Genomic DNA, 14124 nt, shown 5'->3' with positions numbered 1-14124 from the left:
GTTTGGTTTGGTTTGGTTTGGTTTGGTTTGGTTTGGTTTGGTTTGGTTTGGTTTGGTTTGGTTTGGTTTGGTTTGGTTTGGTCATTAGTTGCCCACTATTCTAAAGATGATATGTTTAATATTCATTTTAATATATTATGTTATGAAAAGCACCCCGATTTTGGGACAAAGTCGTTTAGGGGTGGCTAGAGTGTTATCCTATTCAAGGAACTAATTGGGTTAGTGTATTTTTGACACAATAGTTTGAATTGGTGTTTCTGTAAGTGATAGTTGGCTAAGTTACTTGTAGAGAGTACGGCGCCGACAGATAGAAAGTGGTATTAAACTTAGTATATCATCTCGTCATGTTAACTATGTATAGCCAATGTTCGAGACTGAAATAAAGGTATATTGGAGGGGATGTGTAATGAAAGATGAAACCGGTTTCCCACAAAGTGATTCTGATACGAAGGGTGACATGAGCAGTGAAGCCATTAACGATTTAAAAAAAGAAGTGGATAACTTAAAAAAACAAGTTGAAGCAAATAAAAATTCTGAGAACTTTTTTCAAAAAATTAAAATTAATCGCCCACATTGGGTTAAAGTTATTACATTTATAGAAAAAAGTGGTCTCACTTACATGACGTTTATGGTTAGTGGTCTATTACTGTCCGGTATAGGTATCCAAATCTTTAATATAGCAATAGTGGTATTGCTTGTAATAGTATCGTATTTTTATCCTCTTTTAACGAATCGAGAGCAGTTTATTTGGGAACCGAGAATTAAAGAAGCAATGATGAATGCTTCTACTCATGCTAAGAAATACAAAAATTTAGTCAATGATGCCGTTGACAAAAGTTCGTCTCTGAAGAACAAAAAATTTCAGACACGGGATAGTCATATCACTAATGTTAGGAATGAATCAAGCACTCATCTTATGGCTATGTCGTTTGCTAAGATAGTTGGTATGCTGTTGGGAGTTTTTAATGTGTTTGCTTTTTATAATTTGCCTTTCATTGAAATTCATATTCCAATAATTGGGTCGAAATCAACTACGTTATCATCTCTTTTGCAATCTGCAACTCACATTTCTTCTACACTTTATATGGACAGTTCATCAGTTGAGTTCGTTTCTTTTCTGTTAGTAGCGATTCCTGTAGTGTATGTCATTGTCACAATTTTTTCTAATAGTATGTGCCGTATTTTGGCTATCATTACTTCAGGTGCGAATTGCATTTTAATTCTTGTCATGTTAGTTAAAATAATGTCCCAAATAAGTCAAATTATGGGTAATTTTTCATCTACTGTAGATTATAATAATGTGGCCAGTTACCTAGGTGTCGGTTTTTGGATTGTTATTCTAACGCCATTCATCATGTTTGTTTTTAGTTTGATTCGAATAAACCAAAATAACTAATGATTAAAATCATGACACGCAATAAATATAGATAGGAAAATTTTGATATGAATGTTCTACCACTTTGTTTAATAATAATTATTATAGATGTTGTTATTATTGTAAGATCAATCATCACTTTAGTAAGGAATAAAAATAACCAGGGAGATACCCATCGCAAAATAAAATCCCGCGCCATAATTTCTTTATCGATATCATCTTTATTGTTACTTGTGTTTATGAGTTTGTTAGGGTTAGCGATTTCCGAGTCAGCAAACAATAAAAAACATGATGCCAACAGCAGTAGCTCATCAAAGTCATCTGCCACATCTTTGCTTAATTCGTCTTCATCGATGTCTTCAAAAAAATCAACTGACAATCATGTTTCTGCATCTGACATGAAAGCACACCCACAACTTTCGGGTGCGGTTATCACTTATTATGGGGTGCATATGTTAAAAAGCAGTTCATGGCAGGCGCTACAAAATAATATGAATGATAAGTTTGGCATTGAAGTGATGAGCACGAGTGATGCGACCAAGTACTTTATCAATTTAGGAAACCAAAACAACGGGATATATTACTTATTAGTCGGAACGGATCATGATGAAGTCGCATTCTACGATGAAAACAATATTTTACTTAAAAAGGTTTCTCTCAATGATGTCGTTGGGTATGTTAATGACAATACTTCTGAGAGCACCATTAACAGTATAAGAGATAATGTGACTGTTTCGGTTGGAAATCCAAAAATTGATTTAGTCAATGATGCTCAAACAGATTCAAAAAAATATGCAGAAGACATCATGGCCTATGTAGAAAACGAAAATATAGCAGACTCATTTACATATGGTCTATGGCATAGCATTGATCCGGAAAGTCTTAAAAAATTGTATAACGGATCCTATCATGTTAGTTTTGACGGTAATAGTACATATGGTCTTGATACTCAATCTGGTGGGAGCGCGCAGTTCACGTCACCGGTTGCAGGTAGTGTGTCATTTATAGGTCAGGGTGGTGTTTCTGCTAAACCGGTAGATCCTGAAAAGCTTAGAGTATCTGTGTCAACTATTGAAGATGTATTAAACAATTTAGATGCATCACAATTTCCTGATGTCACTGTGTCGGAATAATTAACATGCGACATGAACTAAAGAAAGAAAAACTTGGAGGGTTATGATAATGACGACATTAACAACGGACAATACACGAGTGAAGAACGCATTAAAAAAGAAGAATTTACGTACAAAAAAGATACTGACAATTGCTGGTGCAACTGGCATGGCGATAGTGGCCTCTACAACAGGTATCATGAAAGTTAACGCTGATGAGGTTACTACTAGTACAGTTGCAACAACATCGTCTGTCACTGATAACAACAAGAATTCAGCAGCAACAGCTCAACAAACCACTGTTGCTAATGCTCAAACTGACTATAATGCAGCAACAACTATTACTGCTAATAAGCAATCGACAGTAAATACAGCAACAACTGAAGCTGAAAATGCAGCTCAGACTACTTCTGAAACCACTACAAAAGTTAATGAAGCAACTCAGGACGCTGATTCAGCTTCGTCAGCCGTCACCAGTGCTACTTCAAATGTCGCTGATGCTACCAATGCTGTAAGTGAAGCACAACAAAATACGAACACTTCAACTAATGAAGCTGCTAAGTCAGCTGTTCAGACAGCAACTCAGGCCGCTGACGTTGCTAAAACAAATACTAATGTAGCTAACACAACTATTACTAACGATAAAACTGCTGTATCATCTGCAACGAAAAACGTTGCTCATACAACTGCTGCAGTTGACCAAGCTCAAACAAACGCTGATGTAGCGACCGCAAACACGAAGCAAGCTCAAGCGAATGTGACTGATGCTCAAAACGGCAGTGATTCAACAGTAAAAGACGCACAACAAAAAGTTGCTACCGCCACTACTGCAGTCAATACATCTGAAAGCAACGTTACTAATGCTACTCAATCAGTTGCTGCTGCTAATAATGACGTATCCCAAGCTACAACAGCTGATAGCAAGGCATCATCAGCAGTTAATCAAGCTAAAACGAATGTAGCAAATGCTAAAACTTCAGCAGACAAGGCTCAAACAACAGTTAATAATACACCTTCCACTATTACTACTAAGGTTCCTGCTGCTAATAACACTGTCAAGCCCGGTGGATTCGTGACTGGTGCGATTATTGACTCAACTGATAAGCTTCCTTTAACTTTGGAAAAGCCATCAGACGCAGATCAATACGCAGGAGTTTCAGGTGTATGGGAATGGAGTTGGTACGAATACGCAAGTACTCACGATACTTCTTCGAAGATTGACAATAATACACTTACTGCGTCTCAACAAGCTGAATACACTTCACACGTTCTTGCTTGGATCAACGACTTTCGTTCTAAGAATGGTCTTCCTCCAATGATTGCTTCTAAAGCTTCTAATGAAATGACTTCTTCAGAAATCGCATTGATGAACGAAAAAGGATTAGGTTCTCTAGAACATACAGATGTGTCTTCTAAGATTACTGATCAAGAAAATTATCAAGCTACTGTTGGTCAATTGAACGGTGCTCCATCTGATTCTACTAACGTTGATTTGTTCGATCAATTCGAACACGGCCAGGATCTAGGACAGCTTCCATTGAGTAATATGAATACAATGTTACAACTTTACGTTTACACTTTGTGTACAATTACACAACTTGCTTACGCGGATGCTGGTTCAGCTTGGTTACACAGAGCCGCGTTACTTACTGATGGTTCAAACGTATTTATGGGAGTAGGTGCACGAAACGTAGATTCTTCTACTCACACAGTCGTTCTTGACTTCTGGAACGTAGATACTTCTAATTTGAATTCTACTACGACTTCAATGTACAATGATTTAAAAGCAAATCAAATCGCTCAAGCTGAGTCCGGATATACAACCGTAACTTCAGCCAATCCAGTTTATACTTCAGCTGTTAACGCGTTACATTCAGCACAATCTAACTTAACCAACGCGCAACAAAAGTTAGCTGAAGCTCAAGCTTCTAAGACATCTACTGCAGCGAATCTCGAGAAAATACAAGCTAGTTTGCAAAACGCGAAGAGCGATTTGAACAAGGCGACTCAAACAGCCACAGAAGCTAAAAATAACTTAACAAAGGCGCAAGCTGAATTGAAGCAAGCTATAACAAGCACTTCAAAGTCTCAGCAAGAGCAGATTAAATTAGCGCAACAGAAGTTAACTGAAGCAAATTCTGCGTTAGTTGATGCTAATCAAAAGTTAGCTGCAGCAAAGAACAATAGCGATCAATCCAAGAATGCCTTGCAGCAGGCCAATAGCAACTTGAGCGCAGATGAGACTGTTCTAAAAAATGCTCAAGTTGAGCAAGCTAGTAAAGAACAAGCTTTAGCTGATGCCAAGCAAAAGGTAATTGATACTGATCCTGCAACTGTGCAACAAAAACTGCAACAAGCAACAGAACAATTATTAGCAGCAAAACAAACATTGTCTGCTAAGCAAGCAGCATATATTGAAGCGCAACAAAAGCTAACAGCAGCAAAACAAGCGTTGAAAGACGCGCAGGCCAATGAAATGACTAAAACAAGTGACTTAGCTAACGCCACTTCAGATTTGAATCATGCTATGAGCTTGGAACAAACAGCAAAGTTGAAATTAGAAGCCGCTAAAAAAGCGTTAATTGATTACACAGCTGTTCAAAAACAAACTGAAGAAGATGCACAAAAGCAAGCCAATAAAAATAATGTGCCTGTTTCAGGAGCAACCGTTGCCCCTACCACAGCCAACGCTAGTTCAAATAAGGGTTATGGGAGCAAGGGTACGTTGACCTTTGTTAATCATGATGGACAACAATATGCTACTAGACCATTGTCTACCATAGCTACTTCGACTAGTACAACAACCAATGAGGCAGTTGCCAGTTCAAATGCGACGACGACATTAACACGCACTAGCAGATATTCAACTTCAAGCGTATCGAAGAAGGGCTATTCATTGCCAAAGACAGCCGTGAATGCCTCAACTAATGTTATTTCAGCAGTGATTGTAACATTACTTACTGCATTAATGGTTTTCATACCCAAGAAGAAACATTAAGGATAGTTTTGGGTCTTCAATTGTAGTTGAAGATAATTACACTGAGCGTAAATTTGTTTGTTCTGCTGTTTGCATAAAAAATATCAGAAATGATTAATTATGAGGTAATGATATACTTTTTTGACTATAGTATTTTCTAAAAAAGATGGCTATAATCGTTGATTAGATGTTGATGAATTTATAGATGAGGCAGATTACAAGTTTAATTCGAACGATCCCGAAAAATAGTTAATAGTGTTTGGTAGTCAATCTGACTAAACAGGGTTTTCTTTTGGAAAAACCAGTGCAGTTTGCTATTAAATAATTCATTCCGTCCACGTTCCCAAGGTCAATAGGCATGACAGAAGTAAACGATGATGTCATGTTTCTTTTGTAAAATTAGGCGCTGGTATTGCCCAGAGTAACCTGGTTTACCGTTCAGCAAAAGTGACTAGACAAGCCTTATCTTTGTCGCGACTAGAAAGCAGCGTATCAATAGGTGCGATCATTAATGTTGGCAGGCCGTTCTTCAGTAATTGGATCAATTTGAAACGTGCCTGCGTCTCGTTTTTTCGATGTTGAAGGACATGAATTTTGAAAAGCTCATCGTATCGGCAATTTTTTGTAGAGAATAACCTAAATTGACTAATTTTTCAATGGCCCCGCGGTCAAAAGATGATAAATAGAATAGCTCAAAGAATTTCTCCTGATGGTTTGTCTAGTAACTACCATTATATGAAATTCTTTGGGTTTTTTGTTAGTTATCGTTCGACTTAATTATAGGATCTGCCAATTTTAAAAAATTGCTTAACGTTAATATTTATATTACAATAGTTAACGTATTGATTTTAATTAAAAAGGTAATTATAGGGAGAAAGTACATGGCAACAAAGAAAGAATGGACAGAATATTTTGAGCTCATCAATGATCGTCAGCCGAACGCAGAAGAGGTTTTGGCGGCAGTTGAAAGTGGCGAGATTTCAGTGCATACCAATGATACCCAAACGAATAGCACAGCGCCTAAAGCAGAATTGTCTGAGGACGCCAATCGCGTCTATACAAATGCCAAGCAACATGCAGGCAATTATTGGACGTGGATTAAGCCAATCGTAGCGCATCCGAGTGAGCAAGTTAATGTTACTAGCAATATTTTCTTGTGGTTAACCTTTGCTATTGCAACGATTACAGGTGCCTTTTCCGTTTCAAACGTTGTGCGACGTGGTTTAAATGTTGCCTTTCAATCATACTCATCATTTAGTGGTAGTGAGGCTGCTACGGTCCACCAGCAATTAAGTTCATTTAACATACAGTTATTTTTCTATATGGTTGTGGGGTTTGCTGTTATGTATTTAGCTGCCGTTCCGGGTTTGTTATTGATTAACCGAAATGTTTTTAATTTAAAAAGTATTTTAGAAAAATACTTAAAATGGTTTGCACCATTAGCATTGGTTAACATTATTGGTGCCATTTTATCATTTTTGGTACCTATTCCATCGATTTCTATTTCCTCATTAGATGATGTCTCATCAATTATGCAAACAATTTTTAGTTCATTTGGTATTATTGCTGTGATTATCATCATCGGTATTGCAATACTGACTAGCGGACAACAATTTATGGTGGCTGAGGCGCATCAAGGGAAACAAAAAATTGATGCGTTATGGTTAGTATTAGGCCAATGGATCATTACTATTATTGTTATCGGTATTGAATTGAAGTATATTGTCGGACCATTGTTAGAAACATTATCAAAATCAATTGGAAATGTGTAAGGTGAGATAAAATTAACATGGATCAGAAAAAAATTTGGTTGGCAGCGTTTAAAGAAGTTAATCATCGTAATCCAACAATAGAAGAAGTCACACATGCTGCTAAGAACGATTTTACTTTACCACTTGATGAGGAAATAGTAGCTAGTCAAGTTAAAGAAACAGTAGAACCAACAACGCCTTTAGTCACACCGGCAACAGCATGGCGTGAAAAATTTGCCTTTGAAAATGGCCGTGTGCCTAGCCTTGATGAACTGCGTGATGCTAAACAAAATGGTTTTCAAAGTACAAAACCGTTGACACAAGTGGTACCGGAAACTGAGAATAGAACACCAAAAACACCCATGGCACGTGGTAAGAAAATCGCTTTGACGATTGGTATTGTTGTTATTGTAATTATTATTGGTCTCTTTGTTTGGGGGAATAAATATTATGCTAAATCAGCTACAGCTAATCGTACGTTAGCCGTATTGAAGTCTGGCAGTGCCACAAAATATGCTAAAGATGCAGTTTGGTCTGACACCAAAAAGGACATTAAATCAAATGACTTAACACCATTTGTTGATTACATGAACAATGATGGTTGGTCAAAGCAACGTCAAAATAATGTCTATGACCAATTGATGTCTGGTTCGAGCTCGGACGGCTACGCTTTCACACAGGTGGGTAAACACTTCTTATTTTTCCCTAATTATAAGCTTACAATCAAGCCAGTTAATTTTGATGTGGCAACCAATAATAAAGACATTACGCTCAAAATGAACGGTAAAACAATTGGTACATCTGATTCGGATAACTATTCAAAGCCATTAAAACGACAAGTGAGCGGTTTGTATAAATTTGCTGCTACCGGAAAAATTAACGGTCAAGATGTGGCAACTAGTGATGAACGCACAATTAGTAGTAATGCTAATGTCAACTTAGCAATTGATATGATTAGCTTTGATGTCAACTCTAACTTAACTTCAGGTGATTTATATATCGGGAACACTAAAATTGACACTTTGAAAGATGGGCTATTGCAAGTTAAAAAAATGCCTATTAGTAAAGGCGCAACAGCCTATGTCGAAGCTAAATTTGGTGATCAAACATTGAGATCAAACAAGATGAGTTTGAAAGACTTGTACGATGGCGAGAGTATTGATTTAGATGCCAAAGGATTAATGACTGAAAGTGACGCTGATAATACGATTTCATCTATGTACAATGCGTTAGGTTCTTACGCGTCAAATGAAGAAGATAGTGATACACTGACGATGTTTAAAAATGGTGCGAACAATAAAGCTTACCAAGATTATAAACAGATGATTCGTCACAATTTACATGATGCAAAACGTAATGCTGAATCTGTGTCATTCAATACACCAGATGTTAAATCTGTTAAACAGACGAGCATGACAACAGCTGATGCAGTTTATCAAGTGAAAACTGATTTTTATTATTCTTCGGATACTGATAAAGATGGTGATTCATATGGTGATTTAACACAAACTTATGAGTTAACGGCTCACATGGTTTATGATAAACGCAGTGACACATGGCAAGTCGATACGCTTGATTCTGATCAAAAGAAAATATCAGAAGATAGCACAGTTGATTAAATTTAGTGTGTTGTAAATCACAAAAAGCCACGATACGTAAGGTATCGTGGCTTTTTGCGATTATTTATTTAACACTACTCGAAATAACAACTTTAGCTGTATGATAATCAATTTGAATACCTGGCTGAACATTGAAAATCCAGTAGTTTAAATCTAATGTTTTGCCATTATCTTGGACAGATTTAGCCATATAGTGGACACCACGTGCGAGACGATCATCGCCAATATAAAGCGGTGTCACTTGCCCTCTAATTGAGATTTTTGGCTGTTTATTGATGGCGTTTCGAATGTCGTCTTCTGGAACCAGTTGTCCAGGATAGGCATTTTGAACACGCGTACCTGTTGTCATGTTTTCGGTCACCATGGTTGGCATACCGAAAAATTGGTAACCGACAATATGAGATTTATTCCAAAGTGCCTGCTTGCCATTTCCTAGTTTGACATTAGGGTTGTTATGATAACCACCAACCCATTTTGTGCCATCATATCGATCGTTGATAAACCAGCCAGAAGGACGGACATCGTATGATATGCGATCTGGACGGCTAGTCACTTTGTTAATACTAGCTTGGCTGGCAATAAAGTTACCTTGCTGTGATCGCCCTTGGCTATCTAACGGTGACAAGCTGAGACCATCGACTGGTCGCAATTTTGAAGCTTGCGATGGAAAAGTCTGCTTTAATTCAGATTCGGTAAAAGTGGCTTTATTGTTATTAATATGTACAATGTCGCCGTTAAGTGTGCCGTCCCATTTTAAATCTAATAGTGCTTGGTTATTAGTAGCGATTGCTTTGGTGTATTTTGAAGCAGGTTCAGATTTTTTTTGCTGGTTTTGCTGACTTTGCCAAAAATAAAAGCCAAAGACAGCCACCAAAATTAGCAAAGATAACAATTTGTTTTGTGGTTGTTTTTTTCGTCTGTAAGTACGTTTTCTTGCCATATTATTCTCCATTAAAAGCTTTTAAAAGCATACCATTTTTGATGGCAAATAAAAACCAGTAAGCATGATTTAACGCCTGCTTATTGGTTCAATCGTATTATTTCAATAGATCCCATTCTGATTTGAACTGTTCAAGAAAATCTAACATGAATTGTTGACGGCTTGTTGCAATTTGATGAGCTGTTTCAGTATTTAAACGATCTTTGATTAATAGTAGTTTTTCGTAAAAATGATTAATCGTCGTACTATCATCGTTTCGGTATTCAGCTTTGTTTTTGGCGGTGCGTGGGGCAATACTAGGATCATAAAGGACGCGGTTTTTTACCGCACCATAAGTAATGGCACGTGTAATGGCAATAGCGCCGATGGCTTCCAAACGATCGGCATCTTGTACAATTTGACCGTTAATGTCAAGTGGTTCGGCATGGCCTTCGAGTGATTTAGACCATGACATATTATCGATAATTTGAATGATTTCCGTAATTGATCCAGGCGAAACTTGAATAGTTTTCAAAAAATTTATTAAGTCCTTTTTTGCTCCTAATGCCTCTGCTTCAGTGGTAAAAAGTTTATCATCATAGACATCATGTAACAGTGCAGCGGCACGAACAATAAATGGGTTAGCCTTGGGTTCATCACGCAATATTTTGTCAGCCAATGCGACCACACGGTTAATGTGATCAACACTGTGGCCAGTGTTGTCTTTAGCGAGTGCGTGCTGCATATAATCAGTAATTTCTGTGAGTTGTGTCATGTCATTAATCCCCTTTAATTAGTAATGAATACATGCTTAACTGTATCAGTTTTGAGCGGATTGTGAAAGGCCTAATGATGTCTTGAATCGCTTGTTGTATTTTTAATTTTTTTAGAAAAACTATGAAAATAGCTTAAAATTCGTTATAATTATCTTATAAAGCCCGCCTCATATGGCAAAGAACATGTGTTGTGATTTCAGCACGTGACAGAAAGAGAGACTCATATGTCAGAACCAAATAATGTCCTTTTTAATACAGCTAATCTTACAGATTCGGCAGTCGTTTATGATAAATTTTCAAAAGCAGAACAACAATATTCTGTTAAGAAAGATAAGACTTTTTATATCACGACACCAATTTATTACCCTTCAGGAAAGCTACAGCTTGGTAATACCTATACAACGGTTTTGGCTGATGCGGCTGCGCGGTATCATCGTTTACTAGGAGAAGATGTTTATTTTTTGACCGGAACTGATGAACATGGCCTTAAAATCCAACAAAAAGCAAAAGCTGAAGGCATATCTGAAATTAGTTATTTGGATGGCATGGCGAAAGGCATTAAAGATCTTTGGAAATTGATGGATATTTCATACGATGACTTTATCCGCACAACTGAAGCACGACATGAAAAAGCTGTCCAAAAAATATTCACGACATTACTTAAAAATGGCGACATTTACAAAGGTGAATACGAAGGTTGGTATTCTGTCTCGGATGAAGAGTATTTTACTGAATCACAGTTGGCAGAAGTTTATCGTGATGCAGATGATAAAATGATTGGCGGTAAGGCGCCTTCAGGACATGATGTTGAGCTAGTCAAAGAAGAAGCATACTTCTTCAAAATGAGTAAGTATGCAGATTGGCTGCTTGATTATTACAAAACTCATCCAGAATTTATTCAACCTGAAGCACGCATGAACGAAATGATTAATAACTTTATTGCGCCTGGATTGGAAGATTTGGCGGTAACGCGTACAGCTGTAGACTGGGGAATCCCAGTTCCTGGCGATGAAAAACATGTTATCTATGTTTGGATTGATGCGTTATCTAATTATATTACTGCATTAGGTTACGATTCAGATAATACAGATTTGTTTAAAAAGTTTTGGCCAGCTAATGTCCAATTAGTTGGTAAAGAAATTGTACGTTTTCATACAATTTATTGGCCTATCATGCTACATGCATTGGGCATTGACTTACCAAAAGCAGTTATTGGTCACGGTTGGCTAGTGATGAAAGATGGTAAAATGTCAAAGTCTAAGGGCAATGTCATTTATCCTGAGGTTTTAGAGGAACGCTATGGTTTAGATGCTGTGAGATACTACTTGCTACGTGCCATGCCGTTTGGTAACGACGGGGTATTTACACCCGAAGACTTTGTTGCACGTGTTAACTTTGATTTAGCTAACGATTTAGGTAACTTACTCAACCGTACAGTGGCGATGATTAATAAGTATGAAAACGGTGTTATTCCAGAATTGCGAACTGGTAAGACTGACTTTGATGAAGATTTGGTGCGTACAGTAGAGGACGCCATTACCGATTATCATAAAAATTTCCAAGATATGCGAACTGCCGATGCATTAGAAAATATATGGACAATTATTCGACGCGCTAATAAATATATCGATGAAACCCAACCATGGGTTTTGGCCAAAGATGACACGCAAAAAGTTGTCTTATCAAATGTCATGGCACATTTAGCAGGAGCATTACGTGTTGTCGCTGTCTTATTGCAACCTGTTTTGACCAAAGCACCTAAGAAAATTTACGAACAACTTGGCTTTGAGTATCCAGAAAATGGTGTGCGCATTGCTGGATTAACGTTCGGCAAGTTACCAACTGGTGGGACAGTCGCTAAAAAAGGCGAACCTATTTTCCCACGTCAAGATGTTGCAGAAGAGGTGAGCTTTATTTCGAGTTTGGTGTCAAAAGATACAAAGGGTAAGGGCCGCGCTGTTAAAGAAGAGGCTAAGAAAACTGCTGTAACAGACGAACCTGCGCGTGAACTCATTGTCTATGACGATTTTGCTAAAGTTGAAATTTTGGCTGCTAAAATTGTCGCTGGTGAAATTGTTGAAAAATCAGAAAAGTTACTTAAATTCACACTTGATGATGGTTCAGGTAAACCACGACAAATTCTATCAGGTATTCGTAAATGGTACGCTGATCCTGCCACGTTAGTTGGTAAGACGGTTGCTATTGTGGCTAATATGAAGCCACGTAAAATGGCTGGTGAATTATCAGAAGGCATGATTTTATCAGCTGAAAAAAATGATATTGTGACGGTGACTATTTTGCCGGATTCAATCGAACCTGGTTCGGGTATTGAATAAAGTTGTTATAAAATAATGTTAGATCAATCACAAAGATGAATGTTATTTCGTCGCTTAATAGCGGCTTTTAAACAATTGATGTGTAACAAAAACGTTGATTGATTAGGCATATCCGTTGTAATTTTGCAAGTGTGATTTTAAAAAAAAGCAATCACGTGCGTTCGCTCAAGCATTAACTTTGTGCTATAATATGGTTGTTGACAAAAGTCAAAAACAAAATCTTTGGAGGATCTATACACATGACTGTTAAGATTGGTATTAACGGATTTGGACGTATTGGCCGTTTGGCCTTCCGTCGTATTCTTGAATTATCAGACAAGGCTTCAGATATTGAAGTTGTTGCAATCAACGATTTGACTAGCCCTGATATGTTGGCATACCTGTTGAAGTATGACTCAATTCACGGTACTTTGAACGCTGAAGTTTCATCAGATGATACTGGTATCATCGTTAATGGTAAGCACTACTCAGTTTATGCAGAACGTAATGCTGCAGACTTGAAGTGGGTTGCTAACGATGGTGTTGACTATGTATTAGAAGCAACAGGTTTCTATACGTCAGCCGAAAAGTCACAAGCTCATTTGGATGCTGGTGCTAAGAAGGTATTGGTTTCAGCACCAGCCGGTGCTGTTCCTACAGTTGTCTATGGTGTTAACCAAGACATCTTGACTGCAGATGACACAATTGTTTCCGCTGGTTCATGCACAACGCAATCATTAGCACCAATGGCTAATGCATTGAACAAGGAATTCGGTGTTAAAGCTGGAACAATGACAACAGTGCATGCGTACACAGCTTCTCAAGCTTTGCAAGATGCACCTAAGTCAGGATTTGCTAAGCGCCAACAAAACCGCGCTGCTGCAAACACAACTTTGCCACATTCATCAGGTGCTGCCAAGGCTATCGGCTTGGTTATCCCTGAATTGGATGGTCGTTTGCAAGGACACGCATTCCGTGTACCTGTTATCGATGGTTCAGTAACTGAATTGACAGCAACTTTGGACAAAGAAGTAACTGTTGATGAAGTGAACGCAGCAATGAAGAAGTACGAATCAGAATCATTTGGATATAATGGTGATGGTTTGGTATCAACAGATATCATTGGCGACACACATGGTACAGTATTTGACCCAACACAAACTGAAATCACTACTGGTAACGGTTCACAATTGGTTAAAATCTCTGCTTGGTATGACAATGAATATGGTTTCACTTCAAACATGATCCGTACATTGTTGCACTTCGCGACATTGTAAAAA

Annotated in this window: 10 protein-coding genes and 1 pseudogene; 8 read left to right on the top strand and 3 right to left on the bottom strand. The window is 37.7% G+C overall.

Features of this window, described 5'->3' with window-relative positions:
• Both K5Q14_RS05510 and K5Q14_RS05505 read left to right on the top strand, forming a co-directional pair.
• Positions 1–189: pseudogene (locus K5Q14_RS05510) on the top strand (hypothetical protein); the annotation flags it as partial.
• A 217-nt stretch (positions 190–406) separates the two neighbouring features.
• Complete coding sequence (locus tag K5Q14_RS05505; protein ID WP_220734829.1) at positions 407–1396, top strand: hypothetical protein; 990 nt, start codon at positions 407–409, stop codon at positions 1394–1396.
• Here the strand turns inward: K5Q14_RS05505 and K5Q14_RS05500 are convergent.
• Complete coding sequence (locus K5Q14_RS05500; RefSeq protein ID WP_220734828.1) at positions 1365–1754, bottom strand: hypothetical protein; 390 nt, start codon at positions 1752–1754, stop codon at positions 1365–1367. The two genes, K5Q14_RS05505 and K5Q14_RS05500, sit on opposite strands and share 32 nt — an antisense overlap.
• Positions 1755–1773: 19 nt before the next feature.
• On the opposite strand from K5Q14_RS05500, the gene K5Q14_RS05495 reads away from it, so the two are divergent.
• The 4 genes from K5Q14_RS05495 to K5Q14_RS05480 all read left to right on the top strand — a co-directional run bounded on the left by K5Q14_RS05495 (position 1774) and on the right by K5Q14_RS05480 (position 8834).
• On the top strand, positions 1774–2508 hold the full coding sequence (locus K5Q14_RS05495) for a hypothetical protein (protein ID WP_220734827.1): 735 nt from the start codon (positions 1774–1776) through the stop codon (positions 2506–2508).
• Positions 2509–2557: 49 nt separating this feature from the next.
• Positions 2558–5485: an SEC10/PgrA surface exclusion domain-containing protein gene (locus K5Q14_RS05490; protein WP_220734826.1), complete on the top strand. Its 2928-nt coding sequence runs from the start codon at positions 2558–2560 to the stop codon at positions 5483–5485.
• 860 nt (positions 5486–6345) lie between these two features.
• Entirely contained in the window at positions 6346–7236 is an 891-nt protein-coding gene (locus K5Q14_RS05485) for a hypothetical protein (protein WP_220734825.1), read from the top strand.
• 17 nt (positions 7237–7253) lie between these two features.
• Positions 7254–8834, top strand: coding sequence for a zinc ribbon domain-containing protein (locus tag K5Q14_RS05480; RefSeq protein WP_220734824.1), 1581 nt, complete (start codon positions 7254–7256; stop codon positions 8832–8834).
• 64 nt (positions 8835–8898) lie between these two features.
• Here K5Q14_RS05480 and K5Q14_RS05475 read toward each other — a convergent pair whose 3' ends face one another.
• Together K5Q14_RS05475 and K5Q14_RS05470 are read right to left on the bottom strand one after the other, a co-directional pair.
• Positions 8899–9774: a DNA/RNA non-specific endonuclease gene (locus K5Q14_RS05475; protein ID WP_220734823.1), complete on the bottom strand. Its 876-nt coding sequence runs from the start codon at positions 9772–9774 to the stop codon at positions 8899–8901.
• Between the two features lie 97 nt (positions 9775–9871).
• On the bottom strand, positions 9872–10528 hold the full coding sequence (locus K5Q14_RS05470; RefSeq protein ID WP_220734822.1) for an HD domain-containing protein: 657 nt from the start codon (positions 10526–10528) through the stop codon (positions 9872–9874).
• Positions 10529–10753: 225 nt separating this feature from the next.
• Between K5Q14_RS05470 and metG the strand changes: the two genes are divergently transcribed.
• Both metG and gap read left to right on the top strand, forming a co-directional pair.
• Entirely contained in the window at positions 10754–12865 is a 2112-nt protein-coding gene (metG, locus tag K5Q14_RS05465; RefSeq protein ID WP_220734821.1) for a methionine--tRNA ligase, read from the top strand.
• 239 nt (positions 12866–13104) lie between these two features.
• Positions 13105–14121 carry a type I glyceraldehyde-3-phosphate dehydrogenase gene (gene gap, locus K5Q14_RS05460; protein ID WP_220734820.1) on the top strand — a complete coding sequence of 339 codons (1017 nt, stop codon included), beginning with the start codon at positions 13105–13107 and terminating at the stop codon, positions 14119–14121.
• Positions 14122–14124: the final 3 nt, after the last annotated feature.

The sequence above is a fragment of the Leuconostoc inhae genome (assembly GCF_019656015.1).
GTDB classification, from domain to species: Bacteria; Bacillota; Bacilli; order Lactobacillales; family Lactobacillaceae; genus Leuconostoc; species Leuconostoc inhae_A.
The sequence above is the reverse complement of the archived record's forward strand: the minus strand, read 5'-3'. Positions and strand labels throughout refer to the sequence as shown.